Genomic DNA, 15,685 nt, shown 5'->3' with positions numbered 1-15,685 from the left:
GCCTCTTCTTTCGCGATTCATATTGCTCCTTCGCGAAGGCTTTATTTTAATGTCCAATTATTTGGGGGAATACCAATCTTTCGCAGATGCGAAAGGATTTCCGCTGCAATCGCTGGCGCAGGGAGAATGAATCAAATCCCTTTTAATTTCAATAAATCATTCATCGAACAAGATCTAAATACATTTGGGGCAATCGATGTCTCACGGCATAATCATAAGCAGTTTTCCCTGACTTATCTTTAGCAGTTTTGTCTGCACCACTCAAAACTATTAGTTTGATAACTTTAAACTCAACATAAGAAGAAATACCGCTGCCTACACTCTTCATTAACGGAGTCTCTCCTTTGTCATCACGAGCATTCACATCTGCACCATTTTCGATCAATGCTTTTGCCTGAAAAAAATTTGGAGCCGAAGCCGCGTAGTGTAAAGGAGCTTCTCCTGTACTTGATTTTGTATTTACACTCGCTTTGTGTTCGATTAAAAGTTTTACAATCTTTTCAGGGTTCATTGCATCTTTAGAAGCTTTGGAGGAAGTACAAACTGCCATGAGCGGAGTATAACCAAAAAGAAATTTCCATTCCGGGTTAATATTTTTGCCTAAATAATAACCAACGAGTTTTAAGGAACAAGAATGGGATGCCCAGTACAATAAGGCTGCTTGCGATTGCTGGTTTCCCTTGATTTCAGCACCGTGTTTGATCAAAAGGAATGCCATTTCTTCATTTCCCAAAACTGTTGCGGAATGAAGGGCGGAGTCACCGTTAGATTTTAAGATGTTTGGATTGGCTCCATGTTCTAATAGAATTTTAACTCCATCAAAATTTCCCCAGGCTGCAGACAGCAATAATGCAGTCTCTCCTAGTAGATTTGTTTCCTCTATTTTTGCACCACGACTAAGTAACAACTTTATCATTTCTGGTTGTTTGTAACGAGACGCTAACATGAGTGGAGTGTTGCCTTCCTCATTTTTTTCGTTGATGTCTTGGCCTTTATCAAGTGCCGATGTCACCGAACTAATATGTCCATTTTTTATATGGTAGGCAAAACAGTTAACGAAAGAGATAACAATCAAAACCAATACTAAAGAAAAAGAAAATTTTAATTTCATATTTTTCCCATAACCAATGTTTTATCTTAATCAATATTTGAAGTTACTAAACTCCAAACTGTCAATCAGCAAACAAATATCTTAAACTTTCCATTATACGTTTGTTAATATTTGGATCATTATATAGAAATATGCGAAAACTTGCAAGTTTACTTTTAAAATCATACAACAATCAACCCATCTCCCCCGTCTACTGATACAAATCTCACCCAAGTCCCACGTCCAAAGCCATCATAAGAACAAATCCAAACAGAGCACCGAGAGTTGACATCTCTGTTTCTTTTCCTGTATGCGATTCAGGGATGAGTTCTTCTACTACCACGAAAATCATCGCCCCAGCTGCGAACGAAAGGGCAAAGGGTAATAGGCTTTCGACATAAAAAACAAGAGCCGCTCCAAATAACCCACCGATGGGTTCAACAAATCCAGAGAGTTGCCCATACCAGAAACTTTTCCTTGTCGAAAAACCCTCTCTTAACAAAGGAATCGATACAGCAGCACCTTCTGGAATATTTTGAATTCCAATTCCAAATGCGACGACAGAGGCAGCCATTAATGCTTCATAAGTAAATCCATCGCCAAGCGCACCAAAGGCGACACCCACGGCCAAACCTTCGGGAATATTATGCAGGGTAATTGCAAGAACTAGAAGTAAACTCCTTTGGAAAGAAGACCTCCCTCCTTCCAAACGATTTTCTTCCAAACCTACATGCAAATGAGGAAGTAATTTATGCAAAAAATATAAAGACAAACCGCCAGATAAAAATCCAAGACTTACATGAAACCAAGCGGGATTTCCGGCTCTTTCTGAAAGTTCAATCGATGGTAAAAGAAGAGACCAAAAACTGGCAGCAATCATAATACCCGAAGCAAAACCAAGCATTGCATTGAACACAGGCCTTGGTACTGTTCGAAAGAAAAAAACAAAACCCGCACCAAAGGCAGTACAAAACCAAGTGAACCCAGTGGCAAGAAGTGCCAATGCCACTGGATGTAGTGATAAAATAAAATCTAACATCTATTTGGCTGGCATCATTCCTACAAATAAAGAACTCATTTCCTTGGCACGCCAAAGTCCATCGGAATCTTTTTCCACTGTGACTGGTCGAAAACTAGAAGCTCCCCGAGTGGCTACAAAAAGTTTGATTCTGCCTGTGGATTCATCACCTGAATAAGGATTTGTATAGGTTTCGACTGCCAAAGGCAAACTAGGAGTGTATCCATTGGAAGGTTCGGCTCCTTTCCAATAACCATTGGATAACATTTTGTATTTATCCAATTGGCCTAGTAAAAATTTATCTCCATTCCCTAAGTCCGTTCCATCCACTGCAGAAGGTTTGGTGGACTTTTGTCTATTTGTGGAAAGAACCGAAAGGGTAATTGTTTTTGTACCTAGGTCTTGATTTTTCCCATAAAGTGAAATCGCAAGCACAAGCATAGCAGCAGCACCTTCTGGCGTAGTTGCAATCGATGATTGTAAGGATTTGAATTCTTCAATCGTTGTCGGCTCAGAAGGAAGAACGACAACATTACGCGGAGTTAGATTTTGGGCAAAGGCCTGACCTGCCGCAAACAGAAGGAGGAAGGTTAGAATAAGGGTTTTTTTCATAATCTATGAATGTAGGGAATTTCCCCATATTAATCAATTTATTTTCGAATAGACTTTCAAAAAAAAGAAGACATGAAACCAATACCAATAAATATGCGTTAGCAGATCATAAGCTAACAAAGGGTTAAATGAGAAATATAACTATTAAAATCGCGACCACTCTCAGTATTTTTTTTCTAATATTTAATTGTGGGGAACAAAAATCAAAAGAAGAATCTGACATGCTCCTACCTTTACTTGCACTTTCTGCAGGTGGCGGCAAAGGTGTTGATGAAAAATGTTTCTCTGACAATGAATGCGCAAATGGTTTATTTTGCGGAGATGCATATAACCTACATACTCCATTTACACACAGTCTTTGTACGACTGTTCCCACTATTTCTGGAATCATTACAGGAAATGGAACAGGGCTAAATGCAAATCTCGTTAGTGCCTCACCTGTAGCAGATTTCTCATTAACTATCCATACCCCCGGAACATATACATTCTTAGCCTCCGTCGGAAGTATCCCAACAAATAATCCGAAACCAGAAATCAGTATTTTCCCTGACTCAGGAAAAAATGCAATTCTGCCTAAAATACGGAATGCATCATATAATTTCCAAATACGCACCTTCACTTTCACAAATGTAGGTAACTATCGAGTCCGTGTTGCTGGATATTATCAATCTGGTTATTTTGGTGGTGGAGTTCGACTTTTTGGTTCTAACACTCTCGTAAGTGGCGGAGGCAGTTGTACCCATTCCGCTGGTGGCAGTCGTTGCGATGACTTCGCGGTGAATCATCTTTTTAATGCGGCATATTGTACAACTTCTGTCAGCTCAGGAACATACAGTGCAAGTTCTTGTGCAACCCAGAACGGCGCAAAGGTTTATCGGGGAGCCTGTACTATGGGTATGGGTCATGGCAATACTTATGGAAATGGGCTGATCACTCGAAACTACTATGATGCGGTTACGGATTCTCAAATCAATTCCGACTGCAGTAATTATAACGGAATTCGTTTATAGTTCCTGCCTCAGTATGAAGTTTCCCATTGGGAGGGTTCATACTGTCCAGGGGAAATCCTAAAACTGTATTCTAATTCAAATCAATTTTTTTCTTTACCAAGAGGTAAGAATCCTTAATATCTCTGTATGAAAAAAATTTCCTTTTTTTTACTAATACTCGTCCCTTTCTTCATCACCGCACAAACAGTAAAGGATGCTAAAGAATTCCAAGCACTCTCTAAAAAAATGTGTGCAAAAACTTCTGAGTGTATGAAAGAAAAACTGAAAGACCTTCCTGCCGACCAAAGGAAGATGATCGAATCTCAGTTTGTGAATGGGAACGTTTGTGAATCTCGTTACAAAAACTATGTTGTGGAAGGCCAAAAACCAGCAGCAAATGATAAACCCACAAAAAAACTCACCAAACAAGATTTAGAAGATATGAAAAAATGTGCCAAAGACATGGCGGCATTTTCTTGTGCAGATCTAGAAGAAGGAAAAGTACCAGAGTCTTGCGAAAAATTCCAAGAAGACTAAACGCTTTCTATACTTCTATCCAATACGGGCTAATTTCACCTAGCCCGTGTTTACCAGATAATTTCAAAAGAAGCCGATCCATTCCAATCGATATTCCTGCACAACTTGGGAATCCATTCCCCAAAGACAAAAGGAAATCTTCATCAATAGGAAACACTTCCTTCCCGAGTTTGGCACGTAACTTTTGTTCTTCCAAAAAACGGTTTCTTTGTTCTTCTACATCACTCAGTTCATAAAATGCATTGGCAAGTTCTAGTCCGTCCCAATAAATCTCAAACCGTTTGGCAACTCCATCTACAATTTTAGCAAGCGCCGCACATTCTGGCGGATAATCGTATAAAAAAACAATTCCTTCACCTAATTTTGGTTCTACTAGATTTAAAAAAACCAAAAAGAAAAGATCTTCATACTGCCAATGGATCAGTTCGGAAACCGGGGACGAAGTTAGTTTTTTAGTCGTAATGGTTTGTAACAAATCTTCCTTCGAAAAACCATGTCCGACATTTTCTACAAAGGCCTCTTCTACAGAAAGATGTCGAATCCATTGGGGATTGGACAACTTCCTTTGGTCTTCTTTCCTTCCAAATGTATGGATCAATTCTCTTAAGAATTTTTCGATGAAATGACGCAAAACAACATCATCCATTCCTTTGGCATAAAGTTCTAACATCAGAAATTCTTTAGAATGGAATCCACTTCCCATTTCACCGGATCGGAAAGTATGAGACAGTTCAAAGATACGATCCAACCCCTTTGCCATCATTTGTTTCAAACTGTATTCAGGAGAGGTGATGAGATATCCTTTCTCACGTCCACTTGGCGAACGCACTTCAAAAGGATCAAGATATGGCTCCATCCCCACTATGGGTTTTAATGTAGGAGTATCGACTTCCAAAAATTCATTTCGAAATAAAATCTCACGAACCATTTTGAAAACTTGAGATCGAAAAATGAGTGTATCTTTTGAGAGAGAAATCATACCATTACCTCCAATGGCAAAAAAAACAAAATACCTCACTGTACGTGAAGTTCAGAATGCGTATGAAATTGTCATTTTGTCTAAAGAAGTTCATCCAGAGTTGGAAGAAGAAATGGATTCTGTGATGCATATGTTATTTTTCCAAACAAGGGCTCATATCCAAATGGATCTTTCTAACCTTCCCTATCTTCCTCTAACCCTTCTGACCAAACTTTTGAATATGGCCCGTGACCTTCGTTTGAAAAAAAGAGTCCTTGTCCTTCTTGGATTACCACTTTCTGGGTATAGTTATCTCAAACGATTTGGTCTGATCCGACTTATTTTTCCGAGTGAAACAATCCTTAGGGAGTCTCAGAGAGAGCCCAGGGGATAATTTCCAAATTCACACCCATCTCACCTAACAAAAGCATAGTCCTTTTATCCAGAACCACACCCTTTGTGAACTCAGATGCAAACTCCACCGATGCGTAGATAGTGGATTCGTAATTTTCTGTGAACTCTTTTAGGCTTTTACGAACAGGTGCTAAGGTTTTAAGCAGATCCCAGATATGATCCAGAAGCGGAAATTCCGGCCCTAACTTAGAATTGAGCTGCCAATGACTCGGAATTGTCATATTTTCGATGTCTTTTACATCGGCACCGTGGTAATAATCCGGTTGGATGCCCAATTTCTCTGTCACTTCCAAAGGCCGTAGCCTAGGTCCTGTGATGGCGAACATCGCCCACGATTTTGCTTCCCTTTGTGTTCCTGATTCCATTTTTTACTTTTTTTTTCTACTACAAGAACCAAATTGAGAAAGAACTCAAGGGAAAAACATGAAAAATATTTTGGTAATTGAGGACGATCCGGATATCGGGAACCTAATCCGGAAATCTCTCGATTCTGCTCACTATACGACCTCCGTTTTTGAAAATGGCGAAGACGGTTTGAAATTTTACAAATCCAATCATCCTGATTTAGTGATTCTGGACCTCTCGTTACCGGACATTGACGGTATGGAAATTTGCCGTAGCATCCGTAAAGCCGACGAAAGTACACCGATTTTTATCCTTTCCGCAAGGACTGAGGAAATTGATCGCATCATGGGACTTGAGTTAGGCGCTGATGACTACATCACAAAACCTTTTTCGGTTCGTGAACTCAAAACTCGAGTGGATGTATTCTTCCGTAGATGGGATAAAAAAATTGGTATCAAACCCAATGTGGGTCAAGCAGGAGAAATCATTCGTGGTGCTCTTAAAATTGATTCCATTCGTCGACGTGTCACTCTCAACGAAAACATCATTAACATTTCTAGAAAAGAATTTGACATCTTACAACTATTAGCTGGTTCACCAGGGAAAGTTTTTTCTCGCGAAATGATTTTGGAATCCGTTTGGGGTGTGGAATGGGATGGTTTCGAAAGGATGATCGACAGTCATATCAAACGCATTCGTTCCAAACTAGAAAAAAATTCCGCACAACCAGAATGGATCGAAACCATTTGGGGAATAGGATATCGTTTCACTGACAATTTTGAAAACATAGTTGTACCAGACTAAGATACGTCATGGAAGAAGTGAAAAAAGACAAATCCCTCATCGACGAAATCAAGTTGTATGAGAAAAAAGCTAAAGAAATTGAGCAAAGAGCCAAGGAGAAGTATATGGAACAAGTAAGCGACATCAAACAAAAGTTAGGTAAAGCAAGTGAAGAGGCTTCTATCAAAGCAAAAGAAGTCATCGACAATGTAGGATCTTATGTAAAAGAACATCCACAAAAGGCAGCTGTCATTGGATTTAGTGTAGGCCTTGGTCTTGGACTCGCACTTGGTTGGTTTTTTAAGAAGAAATAATTGGATCACAAAGAATCAAAACAACGTAAAAAAGGCGGAATCAAAGCCGCCTTCGAAGACTTAGTCGCTAAAGTGGTTGCCTATGGCGAAGTGATGGCGATTTACATCCAAAAGAATCTCCAAATTTATATTAGGAATTTGGTTCTTTCTTCTGTTTGGGTTTTCACTTCTATATTTCTTATTTTCCTAAGCCTTGTTTACATTTCTTATGGAGTGTTTTTAAGCGTTCAGAAGTTTCTCTCAGAAGGAGATCCTATCCTTGCAAGTTTCGGAACAGGTTTTGGATTTTTACTTTTTGCCATTTTGTTTATCTCTTTGGTTCTAAAGAAAAAATAATTCCATGCGTTTTAATCCCCTAACAGACCATGAACGGTATTTAGACAAAGATCCAAAGGACATGTCTCTTACGGAACTACGAATGTTACTCAAAATCAAACGTATGGACTTAGAACTAGGTTGGAACGAGTTCGAAGGCAAAATCAAATTCTGGCAACGAGTGGTTCGTTCCGTCCGTGAGTCTGGAATGGTAGACCAAGTAAAAGAAGGTTTCCAATCCTACTTGCAAAATAAATCCCCAAAAGAATAAGGGTTTCACCAATGTAAGCCGATCTTTGTAAAAACAAACAAGGATTCCTCATGGCTTCAGAAGAAATTTTAGTATTTACCACAATCGGCGACCGCGATATGGCCGAAGAACAAATCTCCGAGATGTTAGAACAAGGAATCATTGTATCCGGAACCATCTTTCCTGAAGTAGAACTTGTTTATCTATGGGAAGGTAAAATCACAGTTGATACCGAAAACAAAATTCTCCTCAAAGCAAAAGCTGACAAGTACAATGCGATCGAAGAATATATCATGAAACACCACCCCTACATTGCTCCCGAAATCATTCGTATGGACGTAAGTTTTGGAAGCCCCGCCTATAAGGCGTTTGTTGCCGACAAAATCCAAAAAAATAGTTAGAGCAAAAAACAAGTTCTGTTCTACTCCCAGTCCCACTCAACCAATCGCTCTTACGTTTCTTCCCATAACGAAGTGCGATTGGGGTTATAGAAAAATCGCTAATTCTATTTCCGGAAGTTGGGCGCCTCGAATCTTTTCCTCAAACCAACCTACTAAATAAAAACGACCGGGCGTACTGCGGGGTGCGCCTTCGGCTCCCGTCTTCGTCGGCGACACACCTCCTCAGACCAAGCCCTCCGTTGCCCTGGCGTGGGGAATGGTTGGATTACGAAACCACCTAGTTTTTAGTCGATATCGACTCTTTTTTGGCTGACTAAAAAACCAAATCAGTTCACAAAAAAGTGTTGCCAAGTGACTACATATCATTGATTAGTCAAATGGCTACACAATGGATTTACGAAGAGATGTATTTCAGGCAATTGCAGACCCTACAAGGAGAGCCATCCTCCTCCTTGTGGCTACCCAGTCTATGACCGCGGGAGCCATCGCCTCGCAGTTTGATACCAAAAGACCCACTGTTTCGAAACACTTACAAATTTTAACTGAATGTGAATTGTTAAAAAAAGAACCTAACGGTCGTGAGATGTATTACCACCTAAACCCAAACAAAATGAAAGAAATTGCAAACTTCATTGAACCATTTCAAAAACTTTGGGACGACCGATTTAACAAATTGGAATCGGTAATGAAAAATTATCAAAAAAAATCTAAATCCTGAAAAACAATCCAATAGGAAAAATCGATGGAATTAAAAACAAAAGTAATTGCAGAAGACGGCAAACAAGAGTTAACGATAGAACGCGAATTCGATTTACCTGCTAACCTAGTTTTCAAAGCGCACACAGTACCAGAACTCATCGAAGAATGGATGGGAAACAAAGTACTCAAATTCGAAGCAAAAAACCATGGCAGTTGGATCTTTGAAACTAAAAATCCTGAAGGTGTAGTCTTATTTCGTGCCAATGGAGTTTTACTCAATATCATCGAAAATGAAAGTTTTGTTCGCACCTTTGAAATGGAAAACACAGGGTTTCCAGTCCAACTAGAGTTCTTTGAATTCCAAAAAATTTCAGAAACCAAATCAAAACTCATCATGCATATTATATATAAGTCTGTCGAACAGCGAGACCAGATTTTAAAAATGCCTTTTGCACAAGGAATCAATATGGCACACAATCGATTGGAAGAAATCATTCGCGAGAAAGATTGATTTGATTTTTTTAAGTAGTTACCTGATGCATTGGAGCCTTTGGATATGAAACCAACAAACAAGAATTATATTTTAATTTAGGAGAAATTAGATGTCAGAAAAAACAAAAAAAATAGCTTATTGGTTCTTTACCCTTTGGTTGTCGCTTGGGATGGTATCTACTGCGATTGTGCAACTGATGAAACTTCCAGAAGAAGTAGAAAAGATAAACCAATTGGGTTATCCTACTTATTTTCTTACCCTCCTCGGAATTTGGAAACTTCTCGGTGTGGTCGCTGTTTTAGTACCTAAATTTGTTTTACTGAAAGAATGGGCCTATGCAGGTTTTTTCTTTGCCATGTCTGGAGCCGCCATCTCGCATATTGCCTGTGGTCACGGGTTCGGGGAAATTTTTCCTTCCCTTCTCCTTCTCGCACTCACCGTGATTTCTTGGTACTTACGACCAGAGAATCGCAGAGCTTAAAGTTAAACTAAAATACTGATTAGTGTTATTCCAAAAATTCTTCCCTTTTGTTCCAAATCTGTAACCGAAGGGAAAGTAAAATCAAATTTCAAAGAAAACTTTATTCATTCAATAGTCGATCCACTTCCTCCAAACTAAGATTGTCTTTTTTGATGTTCCGCCACAGGTGATACATTGTCTTAATAGATCTAATTGTAACTTCAATTGTGGGGATTAAATGTTTTATTTTTTCATTTTCCGAGAAATCTTCAACAGCCATTGCTTCTAAAAAATCAAATTCGCTTAAAGAAAGATTATTATCTATTTTTTTAATTTTCAGCATATCGGCATGATACGAGTAATTATATTTTGCTTGTAAAATACGCTGCAAGTACCAAAAAAAATCACCCCGACTAGACCCTAAAAAAATCAAAGTAAAATTTGAGACTTCTTTTCCAAAAGGTTTCTGCAAACAATATATTGCAGAATAAAGAAGGCAATAGCTTCCAATCATAAGTCTCGTTAGTTTGTTATCGCTGATTTTTGTCAATATACTCCATTCAATGGATTCGTCTGAATCTAACATACAAAGGTTTTCAAATATATCAGCAAAATCGGTAATTTTACACTTCTTACTACATTCTAAAAATTTTGGAGATGCGATACCATACATTCTTCCCAGTACAACTAATTCCATCAGTTGGTAACCCAACGAAAATAGCTGAAACAATTCATCATCAGAAAAATTCAGTCGAGTTAAAAACCGATTGTCGTTATAAGGAATCGCTAGAACTGGGTCTCTCATCTTGAAATTTCCATTAGTTTGCGTAGTATATTCGATTTGATGGAAATAGGAATACCTCATTTTAGGTAAAAAATAATAAATTGATAAAATGTTAGATGACAATTCTTAAAATTAACCAAATGTCTGTTTATTGAAAAAAACTATATATTCCCAGGAAGTGTTTATATGATAATTTCTCACCTAAACGCGGTATTTGATAAAAAAGAATTTTTATTATACTTAAATTATTATTATGTTACTTAGTTTTGACTGCGTTGACGACGACCCAAAGTTTACAAAAGAACTAACAATAGTCCTTTCATCGTTTTCTACGAGAATCCGTATTTTTGGAAGTGCCGAAGATTATCTTACAAATTTATCGGAAGAAACATCTCTATTATTTTTTGATATCAAACTTCCAGGGATTGATGGAATCCAATTAACTCAAATTGTCAGAGAGAAGATGCGGGATCCTCGCATTGTTGTTTTATCGGCTTTAGACTCCGATGAAGTTTTATTTCAAGCACTTAAAGCAGGAGCTATAGGATATATCTTAAAATCGGATCTACGTAAATTACCCGATATGGTAGAAGACTTAATTAATGGTGGAGCAGTCATTACTCCTACTTTAGCATTAAGGGTTTTAAAGAGCTTTCAGGAACCGAGAGTAAACCTCAAACACGGATTTGAAGAGCTAACAGCTCGTGAAAAAGAAATTTTACAGGAACTAGTATCTGGTCAGTCCCTCAAGGAAGTAGCAGAGGAATTAGAAATTTCAACCCACACCGTCTCTACTCACGCTAAAAATATCTATAGAAAACTACAAGTGAACAATAGAATACAGCTTTTGAAGAGAGCTGCAGAATTAGGATTATACTAATTTAGAATCTCCTATAAGCTGGAAGATTTCTTTCTACCCCAAACAGGGTATAGACAATACCCAAAATCTTACATTATACTTCCCCCAGCTTGATTGAGGAGATTTTAAAATGGAAAAGCAAAAAAAGATTAAATTCCATGCGTTACAACTAATATTCGCTAGTATTTTATTTTTTTCAAATTGTATAACTACGAAAGATATTGGCGATAGAATGGAGTTTGTTGAGTTATCAAATACCAAAAGATATACAACAATATACAAGAAAAAACCTTACTTCGCAGATGACTGGTCTCAAGATAGTAAAAACAAAGGAATATTAACACAAGAGACATTAAAAAAAGAATTTAATCAAAAAATTAAAGACTTAAAACTTGCACCTAACGAAGAAAATAATCTGACACAACAATTAAATCAAGTTTTTAGTACAGGGCATTATCACTCGTGTACAGAATCTCCGGGACCTGGAACTATCACAAAAGACATTTCACTTACAGCAGATACCTTGAAAAAATTAGAATTTGAGAAACTCACATCAGAGGAGAATCAGAAACTCGCACTGACTTATAAAGAAAGCCTCGCAACATTATATACAGTTTCAGAGATCATTCAATTTGGTCAGAACAGTTTGTTTCGTTTGTGTGAAAGTCGAGGGAATGGTGATTTTACTGCCGATGATTACCGAACCAACTTTACTTTAGTTTTAAAAAGTATGGTAGATCTACTTAAAGAAGCAAAGAAAAAATAAGGAACTAGCTAAACCATGATTTGGAATACAAAAGAATATTTTCAAGAAAATCAAAATCGAGAGAACCGAGATACCTTAACTTTTAGAAAGTTAAGGTATCTTCTATTCGCTTTTGTTATATCAAATTGTGCCAGCATTCCAAATGGTATTTCCAAAGGTGACATTGATATTGTTGGATCAGTGGAATACAATTCCAAAGGTATTAGAAACGCCTCATTTTCAAAAGATAGTAATCGTGTGATCACTTATGATGAAGGAGCAAACAATCTTATTATCTGGGATACAAATACAGGAAAAGTTACCAGGATTATTAGAAATGTGAATGCTAACTTTGCTATCAGTGAAAATCGACAGTTTCTTGCCTTTCTGTATTCTGACGAAAGTCAAAAAATTTGGCAGGATGAACCTTGGTATTGGGGTAGGTTCAAACCAGATATCAGAGGAACCGGAATTCTGGTTTTAGACTTAGAACAAGGTTCTATTCGAAAAAAAATTCCTCTTGATCCAAATTCCGAAACTCACCGTGTGATCTTCGAATCCCCGAGTGTGAGTTTCGATGGTCTCAACAATGAACATTTTTTTTTCTCTGGAGAGAACACACTTTATTTCGATACCAAATATCACCTAACACTCATTGATATTGATTCAGGAGAGATTGAGCCGTCCCGCTATTTTAAGAAAGGGAACAGCCTTCTTTCAATTCCCAAAGCTAAGTTAAGCATAAACGGATGTCTCGGCCACCAAACGTCTCAAGCTTATAGTGGATTTGGAGCGAAGCTCTGCATTTGGAATCTTGAAGGAACAGAACTCTTAGATGAGATCCAGATAGATTTACCCCAAGGACAGTTTCTTTTTGATTTTGGCAATGATGATAAAACTGCTGTTTTAGAAGACGCATCAAAGATTGCTACAATTGCTTACGAGCCAAGAGTGGGGAGCATCGCTTTTGTCTTAGATGGCAAAACAGGCTCAATTTTATCCCGTAAAAAAGTAGACACGAAAGAAAACGATTATGGCTTTTATTCCGCTCAAATGCTTGGCTTCATAAATGATAATAAGGAAGTGATGATTTATATACCAACTAAGAACACCATTGAAACTTACAATGCAAATACGAATGATCCAGAACCAATCATTTCGATCCCCCTTCCTTTCCGGCCAGGAACAAACAAAGGATACTTATCTCCAGATGGGAAAAAAATACTCTTTGCCCATCGACCTCGTCAATACAGCGGATTTAACGGTGTGGTAATTAACGAAGGAGAAAACTTAATATTTAATTTAGAATCCCGCAAAATAGTTAGTTTGGATAGAAACATCCAAAAAATTACTACCGGTGTTAGTTTTACCGAAGAAAATTCTTCCTTAGTTATTTCATCCAATGATTTATATTTTAAATTTGGATTTACGTCTAACCCGTATGTCGTGCCAACAGCCAAAGTTCTAATTCCGAGTAACGAAGACTCTCTGAAAACTGATTTAATTTTTAAATCAGAGGTAACTAAAAATTCTTCCTGTATCTACGATTACGGTAAGTATATTCCAGTGTTTAGGAATGGTGACCCAGAATACAAAGGATATTGTTTTAGAGGGAGAACTCAAATCTATGACAAAATTGGGAACTTCCTTTATGAACATTCAAACGGGGAAGGGAAGTTTTATGGAACCTCTTCGGATCCGTATTATGTTAAAACTGACGAAGCCATCTTTAATGAGTTACGAACTGGAAAAAGAAAATCATTTGATGATACTCGTGGGAAACTAATAAAACGGTCAAAATCAGGAAAGTATATAGTCACCCAAAACAAAAAACATAATTTATTTGTCTTTGATTTTTTACAAGCGGATCTAGTTGGAGTGTATACAGGGTTAACTTCTCCTGCTGTTTCTGTAGATATAGGAAATTCAGATAATCATTTAGCAGCAGCAGGATCTGATGGACTTATTTGTATTTGGGAAATAAAAACGAAAGAATTACTTTTTTATCTATTTCCAGTCCTCGGAGGAAAATCTTACCTTGTCATGGACAAAAATTACAATTATATCCGATCAAACAGTTCAAGCCATCTAAATCCTGGGTTCTCTTTTGGGGTTGGATGGAATAATTATTCTTTTGATCAATTTGATTTAGTTTTTAATCGACCAGATAAAATCATTGATGTCATCAATAAAATCAACCCAACGGAAGAAAACATAAAGACATCGAAAAAATATTTAAACTTTTGGAAACAACGTGTTTCAAAAAATGGATTCAATTCTAATCAATTGGATTCGGAAGCAAAACTATCAAATGCAAAAGTAAAAATAATAAGTTCTTCGCAAAATACGACAAACGAGTCCAATAGTTATTCTTTCGATTTACAACTTACATCTCTGCATAAACACATTATCGGGTATAAATTATTTATTAATGGAGTCCCCATTTATGGAGATTATATAAAACGAGTTTATCCAAAATCAGAAAAACAAATAGATGGGAAAAAGGTGAGTATTTCTGAAACCGTACAACTTGCCGCAGGAGAAAACAAAATCGAGGTTTCTGCATTTACTGAAGATGGAATTGAATCCCCTCGTGAATTTTTAATTGTAAATTATACACCGACTATTCGACTCAAACCAGATTTATACTTTGTGGGCATTAGCATTGATGAATACTCTGCTACTCATACTGGTGGTTTAAGCGCACTTACCTATGCGGTAAAAGATTCTAAGGAGTTAGCAATTACTTTTACCTCTGAAGGAAAAAAGAATTTTGGGAATATTTATTCGAAACTTCTCCTCAACAAGGAAGTAACTCAAGATAGTGTTCGCAACCTAAGGGAATTCCTATCCCAATCGAAGGTCGATGATCATGTAATACTTTTCCTTTCTGGACACGGGATTAGAAAAGATACCTTAGTGGGAGACCTTTTAACTGCCTTTAAAGGAAAGATCCCTGAACATTATAAGCTGAGAGATAAAAATGATATTGACGATGTCTATTATTACATGACGTCCGATTCCCATGTGGATCGACCATGGGAAAAAGGGATACCTCTTGATTCCATTCGAGATCTTGTGAATGGAATTCCGTCTCGTCAAAAAATCATGTTTGTTGATACCTGCCAATCAGGGGAAAAGTTAGAATTAGATAACCAATCTATTATAAACTTATCCAAAAACATTGAAATACGAAAAACCAGAGGGAAAACTGCACAAACTCGAGGGATTAGACTTGTCACAACTGGAAATCCTCAAGAAACTCAGGAAAAAACTGAGATGCACATCCTCCAATCTATTGTAAAAGCAAATATTCAAAAGGAAATGGCAGATCTATTTCCTGAGCTGCGCCGAGGAACAGGTACAATCGAAATTTCTGCCGCTACTGGTGCTCAATCTGCTTTGGAATCAAGTGAGTGGAAAAATGGTGCTTTTACCTATGCAATCAAAGAAGCAATTTTAAAAGGTAAGGCAAAGGACAAAAAAGGAAACATTACTGCCCAATCATTGAGAAGTTATGTGTTAAATGAAGTCGAAAAACTTACAGATGGGCAACAAACTCCTATGGTAACAAGAGACATTGCTGGCCGAGATTTTGTAATTTTTGGGAAATAAGAAA

The 15,685-nt window shown here is 37.5% G+C and carries 20 protein-coding genes; 14 read left to right on the top strand and 6 right to left on the bottom strand.

The annotated features are described in order from the left end of the window. Positions 1-160: 160 nt before the first annotated feature. The 3 genes from EHQ70_RS10405 to EHQ70_RS10395 form a co-directional block, all read right to left on the bottom strand. Positions 161-1,111, bottom strand: coding sequence for an ankyrin repeat domain-containing protein (locus EHQ70_RS10405; protein WP_135586131.1), 951 nt, complete (start codon positions 1,109-1,111; stop codon positions 161-163). 205 nt (positions 1,112-1,316) lie between these two features. Beyond that, positions 1,317-2,129, bottom strand: coding sequence for a ZIP family metal transporter (locus tag EHQ70_RS10400; protein WP_135586129.1), 813 nt, complete (start codon positions 2,127-2,129; stop codon positions 1,317-1,319). Further along, positions 2,130-2,720, bottom strand: a complete 591-nt coding sequence (locus tag EHQ70_RS10395) for a DUF6935 domain-containing protein (RefSeq protein ID WP_135586127.1) — start codon at positions 2,718-2,720, stop codon at positions 2,130-2,132. A gap of 128 nt (positions 2,721-2,848) precedes the next feature. Between EHQ70_RS10395 and EHQ70_RS10390 the strand changes: the two genes are divergently transcribed. Next, the gene (locus EHQ70_RS10390; RefSeq protein WP_135586125.1) at positions 2,849-3,730 is read left to right on the top strand and encodes a hypothetical protein; all 882 of its coding nucleotides are present in this window, start codon (positions 2,849-2,851) and stop codon (positions 3,728-3,730) included. Between the two features lie 126 nt (positions 3,731-3,856). Then, positions 3,857-4,246 carry an LA_2478/LA_2722/LA_4182 family protein gene (locus EHQ70_RS10385; protein ID WP_135586123.1) on the top strand — a complete coding sequence of 130 codons (390 nt, stop codon included), beginning with the start codon at positions 3,857-3,859 and terminating at the stop codon, positions 4,244-4,246. A 7-nt stretch (positions 4,247-4,253) separates the two neighbouring features. Here the strand turns inward: EHQ70_RS10385 and EHQ70_RS10380 are convergent, their stop codons facing one another. Next, complete coding sequence (locus EHQ70_RS10380; RefSeq protein ID WP_135586121.1) at positions 4,254-5,225, bottom strand: amino acid--tRNA ligase-related protein; 972 nt, start codon at positions 5,223-5,225, stop codon at positions 4,254-4,256. Positions 5,226-5,238: 13 nt separating this feature from the next. Here EHQ70_RS10380 and EHQ70_RS10375 point away from each other — a divergent pair, with 13 nt between their 5' ends. Continuing rightward, positions 5,239-5,598, top strand: a complete 360-nt coding sequence (locus EHQ70_RS10375) for a hypothetical protein (RefSeq protein WP_135586119.1) — start codon at positions 5,239-5,241, stop codon at positions 5,596-5,598. Here the strand turns inward: EHQ70_RS10375 and EHQ70_RS10370 are convergent. Next, positions 5,567-5,983 (bottom strand): DUF4279 domain-containing protein, encoded by a 417-nt coding sequence (locus EHQ70_RS10370; protein WP_135586117.1) that lies wholly within the window; start codon positions 5,981-5,983, stop codon positions 5,567-5,569. The genes EHQ70_RS10375 and EHQ70_RS10370 overlap by 32 nt on opposite strands. 58 nt (positions 5,984-6,041) lie before the next feature. On the opposite strand from EHQ70_RS10370, the gene EHQ70_RS10365 reads away from it, so the two are divergent. The 8 genes from EHQ70_RS10365 (at position 6,042) to EHQ70_RS10330 (ending at position 9,699) form a co-directional block, all read left to right on the top strand. Next, complete coding sequence (locus EHQ70_RS10365; protein WP_135586115.1) at positions 6,042-6,767, top strand: response regulator transcription factor; 726 nt, start codon at positions 6,042-6,044, stop codon at positions 6,765-6,767. 8 nt (positions 6,768-6,775) lie between these two features. Further along, the gene (locus tag EHQ70_RS10360; protein ID WP_135586113.1) at positions 6,776-7,060 is read left to right on the top strand and encodes a hypothetical protein; all 285 of its coding nucleotides are present in this window, start codon (positions 6,776-6,778) and stop codon (positions 7,058-7,060) included. Next, positions 7,061-7,396: an LBF_4227 family protein gene (locus EHQ70_RS10355; protein ID WP_135586111.1), complete on the top strand. Its 336-nt coding sequence runs from the start codon at positions 7,061-7,063 to the stop codon at positions 7,394-7,396. It abuts the gene before it with no gap. A gap of 4 nt (positions 7,397-7,400) precedes the next feature. Next, the gene (locus tag EHQ70_RS10350; protein WP_135586110.1) at positions 7,401-7,646 is read left to right on the top strand and encodes a hypothetical protein; all 246 of its coding nucleotides are present in this window, start codon (positions 7,401-7,403) and stop codon (positions 7,644-7,646) included. A 50-nt stretch (positions 7,647-7,696) separates the two neighbouring features. Continuing rightward, positions 7,697-8,026 (top strand): divalent-cation tolerance protein CutA, encoded by a 330-nt coding sequence (gene cutA, locus EHQ70_RS10345; RefSeq protein ID WP_135586108.1) that lies wholly within the window; start codon positions 7,697-7,699, stop codon positions 8,024-8,026. 388 nt (positions 8,027-8,414) lie between these two features. After that, positions 8,415-8,744, top strand: coding sequence for an ArsR/SmtB family transcription factor (locus EHQ70_RS10340; protein WP_135586106.1), 330 nt, complete (start codon positions 8,415-8,417; stop codon positions 8,742-8,744). Between the two features lie 24 nt (positions 8,745-8,768). Continuing rightward, complete coding sequence (locus EHQ70_RS10335; RefSeq protein WP_135586104.1) at positions 8,769-9,236, top strand: SRPBCC family protein; 468 nt, start codon at positions 8,769-8,771, stop codon at positions 9,234-9,236. A 91-nt stretch (positions 9,237-9,327) separates the two neighbouring features. Next, positions 9,328-9,699, top strand: a complete 372-nt coding sequence (locus EHQ70_RS10330; protein WP_135586102.1) for a DoxX family protein — start codon at positions 9,328-9,330, stop codon at positions 9,697-9,699. 100 nt (positions 9,700-9,799) lie between these two features. On the opposite strand, the gene EHQ70_RS10325 is transcribed toward EHQ70_RS10330, so the two are convergent. After that, positions 9,800-10,483 (bottom strand): hypothetical protein, encoded by a 684-nt coding sequence (locus tag EHQ70_RS10325; RefSeq protein WP_135586100.1) that lies wholly within the window; start codon positions 10,481-10,483, stop codon positions 9,800-9,802. Positions 10,484-10,715: 232 nt separating this feature from the next. On the opposite strand from EHQ70_RS10325, the gene EHQ70_RS10320 reads away from it, so the two are divergent. From EHQ70_RS10320 to EHQ70_RS10310, 3 genes are all read left to right on the top strand, one after another. After that, positions 10,716-11,342, top strand: a complete 627-nt coding sequence (locus EHQ70_RS10320; RefSeq protein ID WP_135586098.1) for a response regulator transcription factor — start codon at positions 10,716-10,718, stop codon at positions 11,340-11,342. A gap of 109 nt (positions 11,343-11,451) precedes the next feature. After that, a complete protein-coding gene (locus tag EHQ70_RS10315; RefSeq protein WP_135586096.1) occupies positions 11,452-12,087 on the top strand; it encodes a hypothetical protein in 636 nt (211 codons plus the stop codon). Between the two features lie 15 nt (positions 12,088-12,102). Then, positions 12,103-15,681: a caspase family protein gene (locus EHQ70_RS10310; protein ID WP_135586094.1), complete on the top strand. Its 3,579-nt coding sequence runs from the start codon at positions 12,103-12,105 to the stop codon at positions 15,679-15,681. Positions 15,682-15,685: the final 4 nt, after the last annotated feature.

The sequence above is a fragment of the Leptospira congkakensis genome, assembly GCF_004770265.1.
Classification (GTDB): domain Bacteria; phylum Spirochaetota; class Leptospiria; order Leptospirales; family Leptospiraceae; genus Leptospira_A; species Leptospira_A congkakensis.
The sequence above is the reverse complement of the archived record's forward strand: the minus strand, read 5'-3'. Positions and strand labels throughout refer to the sequence as shown.

Bases quoted from the DNA above. Each gene is read 5' to 3' on its own strand.
- EHQ70_RS10405 (WP_135586131.1), bottom strand. From the start codon at position 1,111: ATGAAATTAAAATTTTCTTTTTCTTTAGTATTGGTTTTGATTGTTATC.
- EHQ70_RS10400 (WP_135586129.1), bottom strand. From the start codon at position 2,129: ATGTTAGATTTTATTTTATCACTACATCCAGTGGCATTGGCACTTCTT.
- EHQ70_RS10395 (WP_135586127.1), bottom strand. From the start codon at position 2,720: ATGAAAAAAACCCTTATTCTAACCTTCCTCCTTCTGTTTGCGGCAGGT.
- EHQ70_RS10390 (WP_135586125.1), top strand. From the start codon at position 2,849: ATGAGAAATATAACTATTAAAATCGCGACCACTCTCAGTATTTTTTTT.
- EHQ70_RS10385 (WP_135586123.1), top strand. From the start codon at position 3,857: ATGAAAAAAATTTCCTTTTTTTTACTAATACTCGTCCCTTTCTTCATC.
- EHQ70_RS10380 (WP_135586121.1), bottom strand. From the start codon at position 5,225: ATGATTTCTCTCTCAAAAGATACACTCATTTTTCGATCTCAAGTTTTC.
- EHQ70_RS10375 (WP_135586119.1), top strand. From the start codon at position 5,239: ATGGCAAAAAAAACAAAATACCTCACTGTACGTGAAGTTCAGAATGCG.
- EHQ70_RS10370 (WP_135586117.1), bottom strand. From the start codon at position 5,983: ATGGAATCAGGAACACAAAGGGAAGCAAAATCGTGGGCGATGTTCGCC.
- EHQ70_RS10365 (WP_135586115.1), top strand. From the start codon at position 6,042: ATGAAAAATATTTTGGTAATTGAGGACGATCCGGATATCGGGAACCTA.
- EHQ70_RS10360 (WP_135586113.1), top strand. From the start codon at position 6,776: ATGGAAGAAGTGAAAAAAGACAAATCCCTCATCGACGAAATCAAGTTG.
- EHQ70_RS10350 (WP_135586110.1), top strand. From the start codon at position 7,401: ATGCGTTTTAATCCCCTAACAGACCATGAACGGTATTTAGACAAAGAT.
- cutA (WP_135586108.1), top strand. From the start codon at position 7,697: ATGGCTTCAGAAGAAATTTTAGTATTTACCACAATCGGCGACCGCGAT.
- EHQ70_RS10340 (WP_135586106.1), top strand. From the start codon at position 8,415: ATGGATTTACGAAGAGATGTATTTCAGGCAATTGCAGACCCTACAAGG.
- EHQ70_RS10335 (WP_135586104.1), top strand. From the start codon at position 8,769: ATGGAATTAAAAACAAAAGTAATTGCAGAAGACGGCAAACAAGAGTTA.
- EHQ70_RS10330 (WP_135586102.1), top strand. From the start codon at position 9,328: ATGTCAGAAAAAACAAAAAAAATAGCTTATTGGTTCTTTACCCTTTGG.
- EHQ70_RS10325 (WP_135586100.1), bottom strand. From the start codon at position 10,483: ATGAGAGACCCAGTTCTAGCGATTCCTTATAACGACAATCGGTTTTTA.
- EHQ70_RS10320 (WP_135586098.1), top strand. From the start codon at position 10,716: ATGTTACTTAGTTTTGACTGCGTTGACGACGACCCAAAGTTTACAAAA.
- EHQ70_RS10315 (WP_135586096.1), top strand. From the start codon at position 11,452: ATGGAAAAGCAAAAAAAGATTAAATTCCATGCGTTACAACTAATATTC.
- EHQ70_RS10310 (WP_135586094.1), top strand. From the start codon at position 12,103: ATGATTTGGAATACAAAAGAATATTTTCAAGAAAATCAAAATCGAGAG.